The 19,285-nt window shown below is 59.4% G+C and carries 16 protein-coding genes and 1 pseudogene; 9 read left to right on the forward strand and 8 right to left on the reverse strand.

Going from position 1 to position 19,285, the window contains the following annotated elements; translation table 11 throughout:
• Positions 1–717: 717 nt before the first annotated feature.
• Positions 718–987 carry a hypothetical protein gene (locus AC0X69_RS20785; protein WP_482613826.1) on the reverse strand — a complete coding sequence of 90 codons (270 nt, stop codon included), beginning with the start codon at positions 985–987 and terminating at the stop codon, positions 718–720.
• 62 nt (positions 988–1,049) lie between these two features.
• Positions 1,050–1,388 (reverse strand): annotated as a pseudogene (locus AC0X69_RS20790) (ISL3 family transposase); the annotation flags it as partial.
• Between the two features lie 1,888 nt (positions 1,389–3,276).
• Between AC0X69_RS20790 and AC0X69_RS20795 the strand changes: the two are divergent.
• Positions 3,277–6,297, forward strand: coding sequence for an nSTAND1 domain-containing NTPase (locus tag AC0X69_RS20795; RefSeq protein ID WP_482613828.1), 3,021 nt, complete (start codon positions 3,277–3,279; stop codon positions 6,295–6,297).
• A 1,396-nt stretch (positions 6,298–7,693) separates the two neighbouring features.
• Here the strand turns inward: AC0X69_RS20795 and AC0X69_RS20800 are convergent.
• From AC0X69_RS20800 to AC0X69_RS20810, 3 genes are all read right to left on the reverse strand, one after another.
• A protein-coding gene (locus AC0X69_RS20800) for an IS630 family transposase (protein WP_482613830.1) occupies positions 7,694–8,640 on the reverse strand; the annotation gives its coding sequence in 2 pieces (ribosomal slippage) (positions 7,694–8,301 and positions 8,301–8,640; 948 coding nt in all).
• Positions 8,641–9,265: 625 nt separating this feature from the next.
• Entirely contained in the window at positions 9,266–10,549 is a 1,284-nt protein-coding gene (locus tag AC0X69_RS20805) for an IS701 family transposase (protein ID WP_482613485.1), read from the reverse strand.
• Positions 10,550–10,674: 125 nt separating this feature from the next.
• Positions 10,675–11,619: a LysR family transcriptional regulator gene (locus tag AC0X69_RS20810; RefSeq protein WP_482613487.1), complete on the reverse strand. Its 945-nt coding sequence runs from the start codon at positions 11,617–11,619 to the stop codon at positions 10,675–10,677.
• A 128-nt stretch (positions 11,620–11,747) separates the two neighbouring features.
• Between AC0X69_RS20810 and AC0X69_RS20815 the strand changes: the two genes are divergently transcribed.
• The 4 genes from AC0X69_RS20815 (at position 11,748) to AC0X69_RS20830 (ending at position 14,168) form a co-directional block, all read left to right on the forward strand.
• Complete coding sequence (locus AC0X69_RS20815) at positions 11,748–12,293, forward strand: carboxymuconolactone decarboxylase family protein (RefSeq protein WP_482613489.1); 546 nt, start codon at positions 11,748–11,750, stop codon at positions 12,291–12,293.
• 62 nt (positions 12,294–12,355) lie between these two features.
• Complete coding sequence (locus AC0X69_RS20820; protein WP_482613491.1) at positions 12,356–12,844, forward strand: nuclear transport factor 2 family protein; 489 nt, start codon at positions 12,356–12,358, stop codon at positions 12,842–12,844.
• A 29-nt stretch (positions 12,845–12,873) separates the two neighbouring features.
• The gene (locus AC0X69_RS20825) at positions 12,874–13,527 is read left to right on the forward strand and encodes a pyridoxamine 5'-phosphate oxidase family protein (protein ID WP_482613492.1); all 654 of its coding nucleotides are present in this window, start codon (positions 12,874–12,876) and stop codon (positions 13,525–13,527) included.
• Between the two features lie 161 nt (positions 13,528–13,688).
• Positions 13,689–14,168: a DsbA family protein gene (locus AC0X69_RS20830; RefSeq protein WP_482613494.1), complete on the forward strand. Its 480-nt coding sequence runs from the start codon at positions 13,689–13,691 to the stop codon at positions 14,166–14,168.
• Positions 14,169–14,369: 201 nt separating this feature from the next.
• Here the strand turns inward: AC0X69_RS20830 and AC0X69_RS20835 are convergent, their stop codons facing one another.
• Both AC0X69_RS20835 and AC0X69_RS20840 read right to left on the reverse strand, forming a co-directional pair.
• Complete coding sequence (locus AC0X69_RS20835) at positions 14,370–14,963, reverse strand: TlpA disulfide reductase family protein (RefSeq protein WP_482613496.1); 594 nt, start codon at positions 14,961–14,963, stop codon at positions 14,370–14,372.
• A 313-nt stretch (positions 14,964–15,276) separates the two neighbouring features.
• Positions 15,277–15,465 (reverse strand): YgaP-like transmembrane domain, encoded by a 189-nt coding sequence (locus AC0X69_RS20840; protein ID WP_482613498.1) that lies wholly within the window; start codon positions 15,463–15,465, stop codon positions 15,277–15,279.
• 350 nt (positions 15,466–15,815) lie between these two features.
• On the opposite strand from AC0X69_RS20840, the gene bufA2 reads away from it, so the two are divergent.
• The 4 genes from bufA2 to AC0X69_RS20860 all read left to right on the forward strand — a co-directional run bounded on the left by bufA2 (position 15,816) and on the right by AC0X69_RS20860 (position 18,589).
• Positions 15,816–16,076, forward strand: coding sequence for a BufA2 family periplasmic bufferin-type metallophore (gene bufA2 / locus AC0X69_RS20845; protein ID WP_482613499.1), 261 nt, complete (start codon positions 15,816–15,818; stop codon positions 16,074–16,076).
• Positions 16,077–16,153: 77 nt separating this feature from the next.
• Positions 16,154–16,999 (forward strand): MNIO family bufferin maturase, encoded by an 846-nt coding sequence (bufB, locus tag AC0X69_RS20850; RefSeq protein ID WP_482613501.1) that lies wholly within the window; start codon positions 16,154–16,156, stop codon positions 16,997–16,999.
• Complete coding sequence (locus AC0X69_RS20855; RefSeq protein ID WP_482613502.1) at positions 16,996–17,775, forward strand: HvfC/BufC family peptide modification chaperone; 780 nt, start codon at positions 16,996–16,998, stop codon at positions 17,773–17,775. Before bufB ends, AC0X69_RS20855 begins: the two co-directional genes overlap by 4 nt.
• Before the next feature lie 118 nt (positions 17,776–17,893).
• Positions 17,894–18,589: a YiiX/YebB-like N1pC/P60 family cysteine hydrolase gene (locus AC0X69_RS20860; RefSeq protein ID WP_482613503.1), complete on the forward strand. Its 696-nt coding sequence runs from the start codon at positions 17,894–17,896 to the stop codon at positions 18,587–18,589.
• 30 nt (positions 18,590–18,619) lie between these two features.
• Here the strand turns inward: AC0X69_RS20860 and AC0X69_RS20865 are convergent, their stop codons facing one another.
• Positions 18,620–19,285, reverse strand: a complete 666-nt coding sequence (locus AC0X69_RS20865) for an NrsF family protein (RefSeq protein ID WP_482613505.1) — start codon at positions 19,283–19,285, stop codon at positions 18,620–18,622.

Here is a 19,285-nt window from a genome sequence, read left to right on the forward strand (position 1 = left end):
CCAGAGACGTAGCGGGGAAAACCAACAGCGCCGCGCCTAAAAGCAAAGAAAACCTCCGCATTCCGCTCTCCCATAGTCTAAAGGATAGGCAACGGCTCGGCGGATTGACAGCCCTTGAGCGCGACAAGCGCGCCGCCGAGTGAATAAGGCTGGCGGAGAGATAGCCTGCGCAGCTTGCACAAGCATTCCTGAAGGATGGAAGCGCGCCGCGTCGCCGCCCGCGCGGCATGAAAAAGGCCCGCGACTACGAGGACGCGGGCAAGAGTCTAACAGGAGTCGCTTACGAGAGGCGACGCCGCCTAAATAGTCATGAAGCGCGCCCAGGCAAGCGTGACGGCGCGCTGCTATCGAAGGCCGAACGCAGATGCGAACGGACGAAGCGAGAGCGTGGGGCGAACTCGCGATGATGGAAAAAGCTAAAGAACCTCGCGGCGCGCGAGGTTTGAAACTAACCTTCGCCGGAACTTCTGTCATTTAGCCATGACGATCGAAGCGCCATCCTTCCCAACCGCACGCCGTTGACAAAGATCGGACCGCGCTCGGCCTTGCGCGCCTGTGTAGCGTTGACGTCGCTGTCACCAACGCCTTGCGCACCCATGTTCTGACGCCTTCATGCGAAATATCAAACGCCACAGCGACGACGCGGGAGCTTCTATTTGACATACATTGGGGGGCTCGGCGCGCTGCTCCGCAGGTAAGCTTTTGGACGCCGCTCGTTCACGCACTCCCCTGCCCGCTCGCCTCGATTTCGGCGATGCGTTTGACGAGTCGCTCGGCGAGCGTGTCGGCGAGCGCGCTCAAGTCCCTGCCGGCGAATTCTTCCTTGACGGAAAGTCCGTCGATCAGTTCTTGCCGAAACCACGCCACTGCGCTGGCTCGAACGTCGTCGCCTTGTGTGGCCGCGACCAACGCAACTGTATCGATTACGCGCCGGACTGACGCCTCGACGCCACTGAGGCCGAAAAGATCGGCGACGGGATCGCTCATCGGTTATTTCCTCGCCTCTGTTGAGCTGACAGAATGCCCGGAAGATGGCGATTATTGGACTCCGCAAACGTTACTGTCTGCGATGTGGAAAGCGTGTCGCGGCCCGTCGTCATCTGCCGCGCGATTGTTCGGGCGGAGGGAACGCGGCGCAAACTTTCGGCGCCGCGTCGGCGGCCAGCCCATTCGCAAACGACACGCAAGCATCCCCTGAACCGCTGACTTTTCATACGCCGCCAAAGCTCCGAGCCGTTACGCAGCCCTGCCGTCCATTGCACGTCGAGCCAGGGAAGATCGCGCTCAAGCGAGCTCTGGCGGATTCGGAACACGTCCGAACGCTGACCGCGCAGAACCCTGCGCACGAGACTCCGGCGCGCAACCACGTGCCTCGCGGGACGATGGATGAGACGAGTTCGTCTCTGCCTACTTGATCCCATGCTCGGAGAGCCGACGGCTGATCCCAAAGAAAAGCGCGGGCTCGCGAGCGACAAAGTCGAGTTGTCGACCAACGCGCTTGACTGCTGCCGGCCCAAAAGAGAAGAGCCCATATTCGGCGCCGCGCCACACATTCTTTGCGGTCGCTCGGGCGGCGCAGCCCGAGCTGCTGCGCCGTCTATGCGCAGCGGCCCCTTCGATCAAAGCATGCGGTGATTTTCGAAGTGGCAAAATTCATAACTATGACGCCACACTCAAGAGGCGCAGTCACTAGCTAAAACACCCAAAGAAGCGCGACGAAGGAAGTCATCCCAAGAGTATCGCACACTGTGCCTCCAATCAGGACCGACACGTGTTCCGAGCGTGAGCCGGCCAGCGCTGGCGATGGAGAGGTGTGAACGAAGCTCTAGTTGAGTCGGGCGTTCGACCACGACCTCCTCTCCACCCGTGCGTGTTGCCCCGAATTGTCGATTGGGGCCTCCCCGACGTCGCTGTCGCAAACCAGGTCCGCCTTTCTTCGCCGCTTGAGTGGTCGTCATTGGAATACGCGGTCGCCAAATGGCCGGCAAAGGACATGCTCCGCCGCCGGCATCGCGACGTAACAATAGTACGTCTCGAAGACTATGAGCAGCTTGCGCAGAAGGTGCTGGAAGCGGGGAAAATGCGGGCTGTTGGTAAGATTCCGTTTACCGCCCAAATTGATCATCCCTCATCGGGTAGTTAACATCATTAAAAAGGCGGGTCAGCAAACGCAGCGTGGCCCAGCACTGATAGCACCAACTGGGCGAACTAGAGCCAGTGTCACGAAAAACGTGGAACCCCGCGTCCGACGGAAAAGGCGCCATACAAGAATCTATGGGGCATGCGGCCGGGCTGGGGGCCGGCATGGCGACGCCCAACGGCTCTGACTTGAGCCGCTGCAACCGAAACCTAATCCGAGGCTAGAGCATAATGGCCATGTTGGAACCGGCGCCTGGAACAGGTGGGGAAGTCAGGCCGCCAACGCGAGACGAAGCCTTCCTCACTGTCGCGGCTTGCGATGACCGACGCTACCGCGTGACCTCGCGCACAGTCGCTCTGCTCGGAGCCTTGGGCCTGGGGTTCGTTAGCGGATGCATCTGGAACCACTTTTTTTACTTGGACAGCGCCGATCCGCACAGGTCTATCAACCCGTACCTGAGAGACTTTCTGTCCGGCAGCCTTAAGAGCGGGGCTGGTAGCACGACGGCCCTAACGGCAGTGAAACCATTGTCCATTGCCGCGGACTTGGAGATTGAAATCAAGTTCAAAGGCGTTGTTCCGACAGTTCTGCCGCACGAAGTGGGGGCCGCCGTTCAAATAACAAATAAGGGACCGTCCCTCAAAGCGGTGCTTGTAAGATGCTTAGCGCTTTCTGACGATGGCGATCCAATAGGGTTTGGGATTAAGCAGGCCCCCGAAATTCCCCGCAACACAGTCGTGTTTGATGAAGTCCGGATCGATACAGGGGGACGAAAGCAGGCTCGGATCGAATGCCAACCGGCTACGCGCTGGTAAGAAGCGAATGACACGAGAATCATACGAATCTGACGTTACGTTTGCGATCGTTTACAGCCTTTGCGCGCGGGATTGAGCAATTCGTTGTCAGGCGCAACTGTCGCCGCAATCAAATTGTTTACTGTAACCGCATCAAACCCAATTGTTCCGTAGAAATAACACGTTCTTAGTCGACCAAAGTCTCATTCACTCAGCGTTACGTATTCGCAGCATATTCAAAATCAGGCTGGACCTTTTGAGTGAGTGATTAGGCAAGAACGCTATACCCCGCGTCGTTCGATTGATGTGACATCGCCCTACTGTTGAAAAGGCCGCTACCGCATGTCTCAAATATTCCTGTCGCATTCGAACAAAGACGAATTCGAGGTCATCGCAATCCGCGTTTGGCTGAAAGAAAATGGGTGGAACGACATCCTTCTCAATATGCATTCGGCAGAAGGAATTCAAACCGGCGAGCGTTGGCGGCGCGCGCTGTGTAAAGACCTGACGCGCTGCGAGGCCGCGGTTTTTCTTGTTTCACGAGATTGGCTCGATTCCGATTTGTGTCGCACCGAATATCACCTCGCACGCAAGCTCAATAAGCGCATTTTCATCGTGCTGATCGACGATCTGTCGATCGACGATCTGCCCCTCTATGTGAAGGACGCGCATCAGCCTGTGTCCCTTGCCTCCGGCGAGGACCGTCATGTGCTTCGCGTCAGCCGGCCTGGGACGCAAGAGGAGCGGGAAATCACGTTTTCCAGCTGCGGTCTGGCTCAGCTGAAGACTGAACTGACGCAAGCCAGACTGGACCCCAGCTATTTCAGCTGGCCGCCCGAGAGCGAGCCTGACCGCGCTCCTTATCGTGGGTTCGAGCCCTTGCAGGAAGTAGACGCCGGCGTATTCTTTGGCCGCAATGAAGCTCTGATCGAGGTCATGGATGCGTTACGCGGCCTCGCCGAGGACGCTGGGCCGCGCCTCCTAGTTATTTTAGGCGCATCCGGCGCCGGAAAGTCATCTTTCCTGAGGGCGGGGCTATGGCCCCGTCTTGCCCTAGATGAGGGTCATTTTCTGCCGTTGCCCATCATCTGTCCAGGGAAAGCCGCGATCAGCGGTTCCAGTGGGCTCCTCGCGGCGCTGGCGCGCGTCGCGGAAGATCATGATCTTTGCATGACCCGCGCGCAGATCCGCGAGGCAGTGGCAGAGGGCGCAAACGCCCTGCGGCCTTTGCTCCGAACACTCGTAGAGCGTGCCGCCATTTCATCTGTTGGCCCCTTATTCCCGACGATTCTGATCGCGATCGATCAAGCGGAGAAACTATTTGAAGTGGAAGAAAACTTGGAAAGTGGAAGAATTCTGACGTTGCTGCGCGACCTTACCTCCACCGACGATCCTGCTATCATTGTCCTTTTTGCAATACAAACCGATTCCTATGACACGCTAGCGCAAGAAAAGACATTCAGAGGCTCACATCAGCGCGTCTTTACATTGCCGCCTCTGGGACGCGACGCGTATCAGATGATGATCGAATGCCCTGCCAAACGCCTCGTCCAAACGGAGCGAGCTGTAGAGATCGATCCAAGTCTAACGCAATCACTACTTGATGATGCGGAGAAGAGTGTTGGAGACAACCTGCCACTGCTCGTCTTCGCTCTGGAGCAGCTTTATCGCTACCGCGGCCCGACGCAACGTATCAGCCACGCGGCTTACGCGGGATTTGGCGGGCTTGCCGGCTCGATCGACGCTGCGCTCGGGCGGGTCTTCGTCGCCGCCGATGCCGATCAACGCATTCCCAAGAACGATGAGGCGCGTTTTACTCTTTTACGTCGGGGACTCATCCCCTTGCTCGCGGGAATTGATCCAGAAACGCGAACAGCGCGCCGGCGCACGGCTAGCATCACACAAGTTCCGGAAGATGCGCGTCCGCTCATGAAGCTCTTGATTGACCAACGACTCGTCGCTTGTAACTTCGACGAAGAGACGCGCGAGTCGACTCTCGAACTTGCCCACGAGGCGTTGCTGCGCCGATGGGGCCGATTGAAGAGTTGGCTGGACGAGGAGTTCGTTAGGCATGCGACACTGCAAGGCGTAAAGCGCGCCGCGCTTGAATGGAACGCCAATGCGCGCTCCGAATCCTGTGCGGTGCATGGAGGCGTACTGCTGGAAGAAGCACTACGCCTTTTTGCTCGCCTTGACTTCATACCGCTCCTTGCCTCAACCGACCGAGCCTATCTCGCCGCTTGCATCGAAAAAGAAAGAGCTGCCCGCAAGACTCCGAATGTGCAGCCTCGTGTGGAGGCGCAACCGCAGCTCGGTCAGGATAGGGATCGTTCGCCGCGCGCAAAAAATGCAGGGCGAACAACATGGACCTATTTGATCGGCCTAGCGATGGTGCTGACTTCGGCGGCGCTGGCTCTGACGGTCTACAAGGGCAACGGCCTTGCGCTCGAACTCGCGCAAAGGCTCAGGCATGTTCCCGACGCATCGGTTTCGGTCGCTAGTGATATTGTGAACCAGGCGCGCAAGCTCGGAGACCGATTGACGAGCAGGCAAGCCAATAGCACGGATCTATCGCGCAGAAAGTCCGTAGCCCTCAACCAAGCTGTGGACGCGCGTCTAGCCATGGGCGACATAGAAGGCGCATTCGTGGCGGCGCAACAGTCGGCAGTTCTTATGGAAACCATCGTGGCTTCCAATCCCACAGACGCTGGATGGCGGCGAGACTTATCGGTGAGTTACGAGAAAGTTGGCGACGTCCAGAAGGCTCAGAACGATCTTCCAGGAGCGCTGCAGTCCTACCGTGCCGACCTTGCCATCGCCGAGGCGCTTTCGGCCTCCAATCCCAGCAACGCTCAGGGGCGATGGGACTTATCTGTAAGCTACGAAAAGGTCGGCAATGTTCAGCAAGCTCAAGGTGATCTCGCAGGAGCGCTGAAGTCTTATCGTGCCGCGATGGCTCTCAGAGAAACTGTTTCGGCTGCCCATAGGAACAACCTGGGGTGGCGACGCGATCTTGCCGTCATTTATGAGCGTATTGGGGATACGCTCGAGAAGCGGAGCGATATTCCCGGCGCTGTCGCCGCATTCGAGCGGGCGTTAGCCATTTATCAGGAGCTTTCGCGCACTCACCCCGATGACGCCCAATCGCTCGTATTCTCTGTTGTGCCGCGTTGGCGACTCGCGGAATTGGACAAGCCCAAGCAGCGTGAAAACCTCGGAGCAGCGCTGGCGATATTAGAGTCACTGGCTATGGCGAATCAATTGGACGAAAAACGGCGAGGGTGGCTCACGCAGATTAGGGCGCAATTGGCGGGGCTGGACGAATCCGTGCAACCAACAGAAGCCCCCGAGCGGACGGACTAGATCGAGTGACGGTGCGGGAGAGTGGTAAAGTGGCCAGATCTGGCCCATTCAGAAGAGCTCAAGCAAGAAGGCGCTTTTTCGCGGGAGCGCGGGTCTCGGTCGATGAGAGGGAAAGATGGACAACTCTCGATCGCTTCTCCCAACACGCGATGCCACAATTGCCAATTTCTGCCGGTGGACCAAGACAATGATCGGGAGAAGACAATGCAAGAAAAGAGCCGGCGATTGAACGCTCCGTTTTTTGGGCTACGCGTCGCGCCGACGCTTGCATTGATCGCACTCACCGCGGTGGGGCAATCGGCCGCACAAGATTACTACTCTCCTCCTGAGTATGAGTCGGACGAACCGACCGGTGAACCGCAACCAGACATTTCTCCGGAGCGTGTCGCCTTGATCCTGGCGCGCCGCGGTTATCGTCTCGTAGGTCTACTCCGCGGTCGGGGTGATTATATCGTCGCTTCTGGCATCGACGCACACGGTTGGACCGAGAAATTCATTATCGACCCTTACGACGGCGTCGTAGTGAGATCTTGGCGCGTCGAACCCGATTTTCGATACGACGGATCAAGCGAGGGGACCGGCGAGTCGAGGAATCCGGTCGGCCGGGGAAACTATGGGCCAGATGTGGGAGCACCTGCAATGGAGCAGCGAGGGCCCGCAGAAACAATTGGCCGTGATGCTTACGGCTCGCAACACGCACATGCTGCCAAGAAGCCTCATGAGATCTCCGACGAGATTCGCTCTGACAGATCTCGTCGTCGTGTTGCGCGTACCGTTCTGGAGCCGTTCGAGCTTCCAGGGGCGGTCGACCCATTCGCGCCGGGCCCAGGCATGGCTCCCAAAACTGGGCGCCGCTCGCATCTGAAAAGCTTCGAGCCACTTGACGTCAAACCAGTTAGTAACCCGGAGCGAAAGCACGTGGGTCATACAGTCTCGCCTTTGGCGGCCTCACGAGCGAACAACGTGAAAATTGCGCCGGCAGCAGCTGCCCTCAATGTCCGTAAGTCGGCGCTAAGGTCGACCGCGCTATCTCGGAGTTCAGAGACACGATCTACAACAGCGCCAGCGCGTGGTTCAAACCCGGAAACGGCGGCTACCGCACTTCCGGCAAAAGCGGTGGCGCCCGCCTCTCCAATCCATCCTGCCCTAGCACCTGTCGCTGCTGACTCTAGCGAAGCGCGAACGCATGATGCGACTCGCTCAGACACTCTGCCGCGATCCATCGAAAAGCCCCGCAGCAACTGGATTACGAACGAGGCTGCGCCGAAGTCAAATAGCGATCGTTGATCGAGGACGGCGACATCAAGAGGCTGTTATCTTTGAACGGGAAGTTTTGATGGGTATGGATGGCCTTAAGTCGGCAGCGCTATCCACCCGACGTTAGAGCGGATTCACATTAAACCGGCTCATATCCTGCGGCGGCGAAGAAGTTCGCGCATTCCTGCGGCGTGAACTCTTCGAGCACGGCGGCGATCCTATCCCAGAGGGCGTCGACGGTTCGCTCAGCGGCCTTTCGCAGCAGCGCTTTGAGTTTCGAGAAGGCCATCTCGATCGGGTTGAAATCCGGACTGTAGGGCGGGAGATAAAGCAGCCTTGCGCCTGCCGCCTCGATCGCCTTGCGCACGCCAGCGCCCTTGTGGCTGCCGAGATTGTCCATGACGACGATGTCGCCTTTGCCTAGCGTCGGAACGAGAACCTGATCGACATAGGCCTGGAACCAGAGGCCGTTGATCGGTCCGTCGAGGACAAAAGGCGCCGTTAAGCCCGTGTGGCGAAGACCGGCGACGAAGGTCGTCGTTTTCCAATGTCCATGCGGGACGCTGGCGCGCAGCCTCTCGCCCTTCGGGGCGCGCCCGCTCTTGCGCGCCATGTTCGTCGTCGCCCAAGTCTCGTCGATGAAGATGAGCCTCTCGGGATCGAGGTCGAGCTGACCATCGAACCAGTCTTGGCGTCGCTTTATGATGTCCGGCCGGTTTTGCTCGCTCGCATGGGCGGTCTTTTTTTGAATGTCAGACCGCAGCGGTCGAGAAACGTCCACAGCGTCGCGCGACTGGCCTTAACGCCGCGCTCGGCGAGCAGCCGCCCCAAGAGTTCGCTGATGGTCAAATCCGGCGTCGACTTGATCAGTCCCAGCAGATAGTCGCGGTGCGGATCGAGCTTCGAGCGTCGCGGCTGCCCCTGCTTGCGCGCCGTTCGCTCGCCCGTCTGGCGCGCCCGCCGCACCCACACGATCGCCGTCGCGTCGCCGATCCCAAACCGCGCTGCAGCGTGGCGAGCCGGCAATCCCGCCAACGCGGCGTCAATCACGCGATCACGCAAATCCTGGCTGTAAGCCCGAGCCATGCTTCGCCTCCATCGCTGTCGCAATGAAGGAATCACTGTTCAGCCGATTCGGGAATCCCGCGCAGAATCGGAAAACGACGAACGTGCTCTAGTGATGAAGAACGCTAGTTGGACGCGCGTGCCACGCTTTGATGACTGAGGCCGCGCGCGCCGCAACCGCGTAAGCGTTCGTCGTAGGCCGCGGGGGCGGCGGCGTCACGTTTGGGGAGCGGCTTCGTCTCTTCGTGGATTTTGATGCGCTCGACGACTTTCTGACGCCGAAGCCTGTGAATGCCAGAACGCCATCATCGCCGACTCCGATAGACCCAGATGACGCCGTCTGCGATATCCTTTCATTGGCGGCGTCATGGAGGAAGTCGACGCTTTCGCCGGGCTGCGCCGCGACGCAGTCAGTAGTCGTGACGTGATCCACCTTGTGACGTGCAGCCTTGCCTCCTTGCCGGGTCCTTGCGATAGAGCCGCGCTTCTGGAGCTGCAGCTCCGAGCGGATCGAATAGAACGCTTGCAGCAGCACCAGAACTCTTTCAACAGCCTGCTAGTTTTACTGTGTCATAAATTTTGCCGCTGGATTTTTCGTTGACAACACGGACATCGGAACAGCCGTCGCACCAAGGCGCGCGCCAACCTAATGCGGATGCTGGCGATTGATGAGACGACGTGGCGTTCGGGTCTGATCGGCGGATCCGCGGGGTCGATAACCGTCGGATAGGCGAGACGCTTCGAGGATCGTGGTTTTGACGCCTGAGGGGGGAATCAGACTCCTCTCGGAGACCAGGAATCCATAGGCTGCGACGCAGAGAGCCATGTGGTGGTGAAAGCCGCGCCACCCTCGTCCTTCGTAATGATCGAGGCCGAGTTCTTGTTTGAGTTCCTGATAATCCCGCTCGATCCGCCAGCGCAATTTGGCGTGTTCGACGAGCGCCGAGATGGTCGTGTCCGGCGGCAAGGTCGAAAGCCAATATTTGGTCGGCTGGTTTTCACCTTCAGGCCATTCGACGAGAAGCCATTCTTCGGCATGGGGCGTCGAACGCCAATAGTCGCGATGGGCAGGCCGAACTCGAGCAGCAGCGAAACGGGAGGCGAGATTTTCGTTCGTGCCTTCGCGCCATGCGATCTCATGCCAAGTATTTTCGGGGAGCGACATCGCCAGTTGTTTGGCCGACATGGGTTTGTTTTGCGCATCGCGTCGTAAGAGCGTCGGAGGGCGTCCTTGGCCCGTCCATGTCTTCGGCGGCAACGGACCGGTTCCCGAAGACCAGAGCCGCGCGGAGGACTGAATGCCGACAACATAAGTCAGGCCCATCTTCATCAACGCGGTTCGGAACGCCGTATTGATCCCATAACCGGCGTCGGCCAAAACGACGCCAGCCGGCACACCTTCTGCTTGCGCGACGCGGATTTGATCGAGCGCGATCTGCGGTTTGGTCTTGAAGACGACGTCCTCGGGAACGCCAGCCTTACTGCGACGCCCCGAGTCCTTGGCCCAATCTTCCGGCAGATAAAGCCGAAAGGCGATCGGCAGGCTTGCGTGATCGTTGGCGACTGACAAAGATACCGCGACCTGACAATTGTCTTGTTTGCCGATCTGCCCGCAATATTGTCGCGTCACGCCGACCGAATAAACACCCTGCTTGGGGAACCCCGTGTCATCGATGATCCACGCTTTTATGGCTCCATGCTTCTCGATTATCGGAAGAACATGAGTGCGCACCTGCCTCAACATCGCTTCATCGGACCATTCGGCCTTCGCGACGAAATGGTGGAGCGATTGATGCGCGGCCTGAACACGATTGGGCTCAACACGCGCGGCAATCGGTTCGACGCTCTTGCGTTCGCCCGGAAGGATCAAGCCGGTGCAATAGGAACGAAACGGCGCGATACGATCCGCATGTCCCAAGATCGAAGACATCGACTCAACGAACGCAGCGAACCGACCCTCACTCCCTGCATCCAAGCCATTTCGATCCACAGCTCCCTCCGAATCGAGCGTGAATCTTCAAAATATTCCATTCGCCATCTTATGACACAGTAAAACTAGAGCCCATCAACTGGATGGCCATTGGCATTTGGTTGCGGGAGACTGAGACCATCGAGCGTTGCGCGAAGGCGCGGCGCGGCGAAGTCGATGAATGCTCTCAGCTTGGGAGAGATCAGGCGACTCTGAGGATAGACCAGATGCACGGGAACTGGCGCCGGCGTGAAGCTGTCGAGAACAGGTGCGAGTCGGCCGTCGCCAATCTTGTCGGCGACCATGTAGGACAGCGCCACGGTGATCCCATCTCCCATTTCCGCCGCGGCGATGGATGCAACCGCGTCGTTGATTTCGAGTCGCGGGACGAAGGAAATGGAATTCCCTCTCTTGCCATCGAGAAACCGCCACTCGCGGTTAGGCATGAGGCCGGTGAACGCAATCACTGAGTGGAGATGCAGATCCGCTGGCGTCTGCGGAACGCCGCGCCGCGCGAGATAGTCTGGACTCGCGACCAGCATCCTTCGAACGGTTCCGATCTTTTTCGCGACCAGATTCGAATCCGGCAAAGGGCCGATGCGGACGGCGAGATCGATCCCTTCATCCACGAGGTTGGCGACACGATCGAGCAGGAGCACCGACACAGTTACGCGTGGGTGCTGATTAAGAAACGCGCACACCACTGGCGCAAGGGCCGACCGACCAAAAGTCACCGAGGCCGTGAGCGTGAGATGGCCATTTGGAACGGCCGTTTCGCCAACGGCTTCCTTTTCGGCGGAATCGACATCGGTCAGGATGCGCCGTGCGCTTTCCAGGAAGCGCTGACCGACGTCGGTGATGGTCAGACTGCGGGTCGTGCGGTTAAAGACGCGGGCGCCGAGGCGGTCTTCGAGCGCAGAAATCGCCCGGGTCACCGCGGGGGGAGACAGGCGCAGGCGTGTTCCCGCCTTGGCGAAGCTGCCGGCGTCGGCGACGGCGACAAAGACCTCGAGTTCGTGGAGACGATCCAATTTATTCCTCTAGACGGAATAATGAATTCCATACATCGGGTATTCTTACAAGAAAAATAACGGGCCATTGTCTGGACGAGCGGCGCCACGGAGCGCCGCGCCGTCAACGAAACGAGGGAATTGACCTTATGGCTCGCATTGCCGTCATCGACCCCAAATCCGCCGCTGGCGAAGCCAAGAAGTTGCTGGACGCCGTCCAGGCCAGCCTTGGCGCCGTCCCCAACTTCATCCGCGCGCTCGCCAATTCTCCGGCGGCGCTGAACGCGTTCCTTGGCATCCACACGATCGCCGGCGCGGGTTATCTCGACCCGAAGACGCGGGAGCGCATCGCCTTGGCGGTCGCTGAACAGAACGCCTGCCAGTATTGCGTTTCGGCGCACACCGCCATCGGCCGCAAGGCCGGCCTAGACAGCCAGGAGATGCTGGCGAACCGCATGGGCCGTTCGTCGGACGCCAAGGCGGAAGCCGCGCTCGCCTTCGCCCGCGCGCTCGTCGAGCATGCCGGACAGGTGAGCAAGGCGGAATTCGACGCCGTGCGCGCCGCCGGCCATTCGGATGGCGAGATCGTCGAGATCGTCACGCATGTCGCGATGAACATCTTCACCAATTTGCTGGGCAAGGCGACACAGATCGAGATCGACTTCCCGGAGATCGAGCTGAACAAGGCCGCCTGACTACTCAGTTCCGGCGCGGCGGAGTCTGCGCCGGATTCCTCAATCCAGACAGGAGAATCGAAATGGTCAAGGTGGCTCAACCCGTCGGCGCTCGTCCACCGCTGCCGCCGTTCACGCGCGAAACCGCGATACAGAAAGTTCGCGTGGCCGAAGACGCCTGGAATACGCGCGACGCCGAGCGCGTGTCCCTCGCCTACACCGAGGACAGCCGCTGGCGCAATCGCGCGGAGTTCCCGGTGGGACGGTCGGAGATCGTGGCGTTCCTGAAGCGCAAATGGTCGCGCGAGCTCGAATATCGCCTGATCAAGGAGCTTTGGGCGTTTGCCGAGAACCGGATCGCGGTGCGTTTCGTTTACGAGTCGTGTGATGACGCCGGCAACTGGTTCCGCAGCCATGGCAATGAGAATTGGGAGTTCGACGAGCGCGGTCTGATGCGACTGCGCTTCGCGAGCATCAACGATCGACCGATCCGGGAGAACGAGCGGAAATTCCATTGGCCGCAAGGCCCGCGGCCTGCGGATCACCCCGGCCTGTCCGATCTCGGCCTTTAAGGCGCGGGGCGGGCCCGCAGGAGGACGCTATGCCGCATCGCTACGCTGAAATCGCCTTCACCCCAACGGTGAAGAAGGCGCAGGAGCAATTGGGCAGCCGCAACGCTTATGCGCGTATGGAGGGAGCGCCGGAGACCAGGAACCATCGCCTGAGCGAACTGGAGACCAAATTCATCGCGGCTCGAAATTCATTCTACATGGCGACGGTCAGCGAAACCGGCTGGCCTTACATCCAGCATCGCGGCGGGCCGACGGGATTCGTGCGCGTGCTCGACGAGACCACGATCGGCTTCGCCGATTTCCGCGGCAACCGGCAATACATCAGTCTCGGCAATCTCGCGAACGACGGTCGCGTGTCGCTGTTCTTCATGGACTATCCAAACAAGACGCGGCTGAAGCTCTTCGGGCGCGCGACGATCGTCGGTCTCGAGGACGAGACGACCTTGTCTCGACTCGAAACCCCGGATTACCGGGCCCGCGTCGAACGGGGCTTCCTGATCAAGGTAGAGGGATTCGACTGGAACTGCCCGCAGCACATCGTCGAGCGCTATACGCTCGACGAGATGCGCGCGATGACGGCGCCGCTCACCGCGCGCATCGCCGAACTCGAGGCGGAACTCACTCGGCTTCGAAATGCGGAGGCTTCCGAAGCCGGATGGACCAACCCGCGTGCTTCGACGTGATGTAACCTAGTTACCGACTCGCGCGAACTTGTAGCGTGATCGCGCCGCGCTCGCTTAGATTTTTCCAGCGTTCTGTTGGAGGGGCGAATCATTGTTCGAGCTCGAACGTAAAAGCGAATGGGCGACTGGTGTTGCGACGCGGCGACCGGGACGATGAACGCATGACGAGGCGAGGAGCGCTCTTGCTGTTCGGCGCAATCCCCTTGAACATAACTACGCGTGCGGACGCCAGCTCCAACCGTCCCACGCGCGCCGACGAGGTTCCGTTGCCGGAGGCATTTCGCATTCCAACGGAGTTTTATCCGTCGTCACTGCCCGGCCTACTTTGGAAGGGAACGGGTTCGGGCGGAGTCGAGCTTTATGAATTTTTCGACTACAATTGCCCGCACTGCAAAAAAGCTGCGCGGGAGATCGACGACCTGATCGGCGTCAATCCGGGCGTGAAACTCGCACTTGTCAACAGCCCTATACTGTCGGTCGGATCGGTTCAGGCCGCGAAAGTCCAGCAGGCGATTCTCCGACTGTACGGTCCGTCCGTCGCCTACACATTCCATCGGCGAATGCTCGCCAGGCGTGGTCAAGTCGATGGCGTGTCGCGCTCGCAATCGCGCGTGATATGGCCCTCGATCTCGCAAAGGTAGAAGCAACAGCCGACAGCGCGACCGTCACGGGCGTGCTGCGACGGCAGGTGGAACTTGCGCCCGTTTGGGCGTGTCGGTGACGCCTTCCTTTGCAATCTCCGGATTCGGATTTCCGGGTTGGCCAGGCAAGAAAGCGCTACAAACGATGATTTCTAACGTGCGCCGTTGTGAGCGCCCGAGATGCGACGATGAGCAATGAAGTCAGCCCTCAATGAAAAATTTGAGAAACCCGATCGCCTCAGGAGATAACCAGTCAACCTCGCCGGTGATGTAGCCTATGACTGCGCCGGTTCGGTCGATCACATAGGTTATCGGCATTCCGTAGAGAGAGAACGGTGCGCCGGTCTCATGACGGGCGCGCTCCGCGATTCTTCCATCCGGATCGAGATAAACAGGCAGACGCCTGACGCCCAGACGATCCAGAAACCATCTAACGGTCAGTTGGCCGCTTGTGTCGACGGAGACCGCTACGATTTCGAGCTTCCTTGAATCGAACGTCCTCTGCAGACGTTCAAGCGTTGGCAACTCCCTCCGGCACGGCGGACACCATGTCGCCCAGAAGTTTAAGAGAACGACCTTTCCGCGTGACGCATTGAGCGGAATGGCTATGCCATCGATTCGCTGCAAGACGACTTGCGGCGCCATTACACGAGGCCGTAGCTCGATGAATTGCGAGCTACCCGTACTCAGCGGCGGCGGCGCGTCGAATTGCGCGCTCGCTGTCCCCGCGCCAAACGCTCGCGCAAGGCCGAAAAGCACGAGACGGCGTGATAGAGATTCGATCTTATCCGTCATCCTTGGGCAGCGCGAGATCGTTGCATGTTGGTCCGTCTTCCCGAGGCGACCCGTAGAGTTGAATTCCCCCAACGCGCCAAAGATGGCGGAATAGCGCACAGGGAGCTTCCCGGGATCGGCTGATACTCGACAAACTTGAACCGGCGCCCGGGAAGCGATGGCCGAGAGGGGACGCCCCAGCTCGGACACTATTCATTGTTCGTTGCCGAGCCGAGAGAGGTTACGCGCATCAATCGAGACCAAGACCCCTGTGACCTCCAGCGCCGCGAGCAATCCCGACGCGCAGCAAAGCGACGGACCTCGCCGCTAGATTTTACGACCAACAAGCGCGCAAGCAGCGCAGAAGCCCACGAGTCCGGTCATCAGCGCCATCGCGCCCGCGCCCAACAACCCAACCCATGGTCGTCGAGCCGAAATAGGCCATGGCAGCTGCGAACAAAGCTACTCCCATGACAATACGAAGCGCTCGCTCCCAGCCTGGAACGTTCTTGACGTAAAACATGATCGACCTCCTTTGAAAGTCGAGCGGCGTCCCTTTTGCGAAGGAACAGGTGCGTGAAAGGCTTCGATCGCCAGCGACGAAAGGTTACAGCATAGAGCGTTCGATATGATTGTGACGCACGCGACGTAAGCGTTGGCGAAAATGGTCGGCAAGATTCGAGCGCCCGTCGGCTAGCGAAAAAGTGCGCGGCTCGCGATGACGCGTCGGAAGACCGAGATTCGGCTCGCAAAAGTGGCGAGCCGTTAATCCGCCGCCGTCTGTAACTTCCGTCGACCATCCCGCGAAGAACGTTGCGTCGACCTCTCAGAGGTCAGCGCCGCCTCATGTGATGGATCAAAGAGGAGATCAAAATGAAAATGGATATCGTTTCCGGTTCGACGCTCGCCGCCGCGGCGATCGTGCTGGCGCTTAGCGGCGCGACATCGACGCCCGTCGCCGCGAAAAGTGGGATGAAATCCGTTCATTGCATGGGCATCAACGCCTGCAAGGGCCAGGGCGCCTGCCAGACCGCAAGCAGCGGCTGCAAAGGACAAAACGCGTGCAAGGGCCAGGGCTGGCTTCCTGCGAAATCAAAGGGCGCATGCGAGGCGCAGGGCGGCACTGTCGGCTAACGGACCAGGATAAAATCGGGCGGACTCGGCGTCCGCCCGCTTCATTATTGCTGCCGACGCAACCTGAGTTATTCGCCATGAACAAGCCTCTGCCCCTAGGCTTTGGCCTAAGCCTGCGTCCAATTTATTACCGAGAACTCCTTGAATCTCGGCCGAATGTCGACTGGTTGGAGATTATCACGGAAAATTTTCTCGTTCCGGGAGGACGGCCGCTCGCCATGCTCGAACGCATTCGCGCCGAATATCCCGTTGTCATGCACGGCGTGTCGATGTCTCTGGCGTCCACCGATCCGCTCGATATCGACTATCTCAAAGCGCTCAAGAAACTCGCCGATCGCATTGAGCCTCGCTGGATCTCCGATCATCTCTGCTGGACGGGCGTCCATGGCGTGAATTTGCACGATCTACTTCCCGTTCCATACACTTTCGAGGCGCTGCAACACGTTGTCGACCGGATAAGCCGCGTGCAGGATTTTCTCGGTCGACGGATCGCGATCGAGAACGCGTCCACCTACGTGGCGTTCCCTGAATCAGAAATGGACGAATGGACGTTCGTCCGAGAGATGGCGGAGCGCGCAGACTGCTGGCTTCTTGTCGACGTAAACAATATTTACGTTTCTGCGTTCAATCATGGCTTCGATGAACACCAATTTGTCGATGCAATTCCAGCAGAACGCGTCGTCCAGCTGCACCTTGCGGGACACTCGGACGCTGGAACGCATAGGATCGACACGCACGATCAGCCAATCTGCGGCGACGTTTGGACGCTCTACGAACGAGCTTGCCGCCAATTCGGCGAGATCTCGACGATGATTGAGCGCGACGACAACTTCCCGCCATTCGATGAACTGGTCGCCGAACTCGACCGTGCAAGGTCGCTATCCGCCGCCGTCGTTCACTCACGAGAGGAGACGGCTGCATGACGCTCGCCGAGCTGCAGGAAGGATTTCAGGCTGGGATATTAAGCGAAGCAGCGATCGCGCCGCGTTTCGTCGCGAATTCGAAAAGGACGAACGCGGAAGCGCTTTTCGCAGTCTATCATAACGCTTACCGGCTTCGGCTTGCAGAGTTTCTCTCGAACGACTACCCGGTTCTGCGCAATTACCTTGAGGACGAGGAATTCGGGTCTCTCGTCGAGGCGTATATCTTATCGGCGCCGTCGCGCGTTCGAAACGCGCGCTGGTACGGCGCGCGTCTTCCCGAGTTCTTGGGAACCTATGCGCGTTTGGAAAACGACATACAAGCGATCGACCTCGCTCGCTTCGAGCGTGCGCTCGCCCATGCGTTCGACGCCGCCGACGGACCCCGGCTCTCTATCGACATGCTTGCAGCTGTTTCGCCGGAAGGCTGGTCATCGATCTCCTTCAAATTTCACCCTAGCTGCGAACTCCTGGACCTCGCCGTCGGGACCGCGGCGCTGTATGAGGCGGCGCGTGATGGGCGCGAGTCTACTCTGATCGAGGAAGGAGAAGAGCACATCCTGTTTTGGCGTAGCAGCGATTATCGGTCCTGTTACCGGCTCGTTGCGCCGGACGAGCGCCTTGCCGTGCTCGAAGCCGCGGCGGGAAAGACTTTTGCGGAAATCTGTTCCCTTCTACAATTGCACGGGCGCGGCGAAAACGTGGCCGCACGAGCCGGGGAATTTCTCGCGCAGTGGTTCGCGGCAGGGATCATCGCCGGTTTGGCTCTCGATGATTGATCCGCCTCGCACAGAGCCGCTTGCGACCCAAAAACCTCTCGGACGCCTCGGCGAAGTCCTGGCGCGCTTCCTGACGGCCCCGATGCTTGTACGCAACTCGGGACCAGCAACGGAACCGATGCGCCTGCTTGCGTGCCTGCGTCCAGCCGACGTCCTGTTGGTGGAAGGAAGCAGCCGAATCAGCTCTGCGATAAAATATCTGACACAGTCGCCGTGGTCCCACGCGGCGCTCTATGTGGGGTCGCACCTCTCGCAGACCGCCACTGATCGCGATCATTGCTTCGTCGAAGTCGACTTGGTGGAGGGCGTGCGTACCGTCGGGATTAGCGAATTCGAGAATGTCCAGACACGTATTTGCCGGCCAATAGGGCTCGACGAAACCGAACGCCGCAAAGTGACGTCCTATGTCATCGAGCGTTTGGGCAGTCATTATGATCTCCGCAACATCGCCGATCTTGTGCGCTATCTGTTGCCGAACCCGCCGATTCCGCAGCGCTTCCGTCGTCGCATGATCGCGTTAGGCAGCGGCGATCCTACGCGGGCCATTTGCTCCACACTGATCGCGCAAGCGTTCCAGTCGATCCGCTATCCGATCCTGCCGATCGTGAATGCGCGGGATATGAGCGCGCCCGATTGCCCGGCATGTATCGAAGAGATCCTCACCATTCGCCACCACGGGCTGTTCACGCCGAGGGACTTCGATGTTTCTCCCTATTTTCAGATCGTCAAGCCACTTATTGACGGCGCATTCGACTTCCGCGCACTGCGCTGGGACGATCAGGCGCAACCGCACCGCGTAGCAAGCATGCCTTGAACCCGGTCAGTCAGCAGAAACAGGCGTCTCCTACTGAAGAGAGCGCCTATCTACGATCTGCCAGTACAAGAGTTGACGGCCAAACAGCGCCGCAAAGGCGGACACTGTTACGACAGAACCGAACTGCCAAACGAGCACCATGACGCTCGACTCTTCCCCATGAAAGAGGAGCATTGCCGCCGCAACCAGGGAGGCCGCGGCGAGCGTCGCGAGCCCGGTTGTCAGATAAGGCGCAATTGGCGCGCCTCGGCGAACCATGATCAGAATCAAGATCAGCGGCGCAGCGCTTGCAGCGACGATTTTCCAGAAGCAACTGAATTCCGGCTGAATGGCGAGACCCTGCAATCCATGGAGCGTCCAATCGCGCCAGCAGCCTTCGCCAAGAGACGCCAGCCAGACCAGCAAGAACGGAAAAGGCGCAAGGCGCTCCCACAGCGGCCGGCCGGGGCAGGTCGAGCAAAACGCAGCCGCCGCCGCCATCATCGACGTCAGGATGGCGGCCGAAATCTCGATCAGGAATCGCGGCTCCGCGAGCCGGGCCGAAAGATCCGCACGCAAACCCATGGCGAACACCAAACCCGCGGCATAGGCGAGAGAAAGCAAAAACCACATCATTGCGCGCCACAGCGGATGCGGCAGACGGTGTACGGGCTTGGCGTTTGCGGCGAGGCGACGAACAAGTTCTTCCGATTTCAT

Source organism: Methylocystis sp. Uni0008 (genome assembly GCF_056838045.1).

What these genes read in the sequence shown, in the direction of transcription:
- AC0X69_RS20785 (WP_482613826.1), bottom strand. Translation starts at nt 987, where the DNA reads ATGAGCGATCCCGTCGCCGATCTTTTCGGCCTCAGTGGCGTCGAGGCG.
- AC0X69_RS20795 (WP_482613828.1), top strand. Translation starts at nt 3,277, where the DNA reads ATGTCTCAAATATTCCTGTCGCATTCGAACAAAGACGAATTCGAGGTC.
- AC0X69_RS20805 (WP_482613485.1), bottom strand. Translation starts at nt 10,549, where the DNA reads ATGTCTTCGATCTTGGGACATGCGGATCGTATCGCGCCGTTTCGTTCC.
- AC0X69_RS20815 (WP_482613489.1), top strand. Translation starts at nt 11,748, where the DNA reads ATGGCTCGCATTGCCGTCATCGACCCCAAATCCGCCGCTGGCGAAGCC.
- AC0X69_RS20820 (WP_482613491.1), top strand. Translation starts at nt 12,356, where the DNA reads ATGGTCAAGGTGGCTCAACCCGTCGGCGCTCGTCCACCGCTGCCGCCG.
- AC0X69_RS20825 (WP_482613492.1), top strand. Translation starts at nt 12,874, where the DNA reads ATGCCGCATCGCTACGCTGAAATCGCCTTCACCCCAACGGTGAAGAAG.
- AC0X69_RS20830 (WP_482613494.1), top strand. Translation starts at nt 13,689, where the DNA reads ATGACGAGGCGAGGAGCGCTCTTGCTGTTCGGCGCAATCCCCTTGAAC.
- AC0X69_RS20835 (WP_482613496.1), bottom strand. Translation starts at nt 14,963, where the DNA reads ATGACGGATAAGATCGAATCTCTATCACGCCGTCTCGTGCTTTTCGGC.
- AC0X69_RS20840 (WP_482613498.1), bottom strand. Translation starts at nt 15,465, where the DNA reads ATGTTTTACGTCAAGAACGTTCCAGGCTGGGAGCGAGCGCTTCGTATT.
- bufA2 (WP_482613499.1), top strand. Translation starts at nt 15,816, where the DNA reads ATGAAAATGGATATCGTTTCCGGTTCGACGCTCGCCGCCGCGGCGATC.
- bufB (WP_482613501.1), top strand. Translation starts at nt 16,154, where the DNA reads ATGAACAAGCCTCTGCCCCTAGGCTTTGGCCTAAGCCTGCGTCCAATT.
- AC0X69_RS20855 (WP_482613502.1), top strand. Translation starts at nt 16,996, where the DNA reads ATGACGCTCGCCGAGCTGCAGGAAGGATTTCAGGCTGGGATATTAAGC.
- AC0X69_RS20860 (WP_482613503.1), top strand. Translation starts at nt 17,894, where the DNA reads ATGCGCCTGCTTGCGTGCCTGCGTCCAGCCGACGTCCTGTTGGTGGAA.
- AC0X69_RS20865 (WP_482613505.1), bottom strand. Translation starts at nt 19,285, where the DNA reads ATGAAATCGGAAGAACTTGTTCGTCGCCTCGCCGCAAACGCCAAGCCC.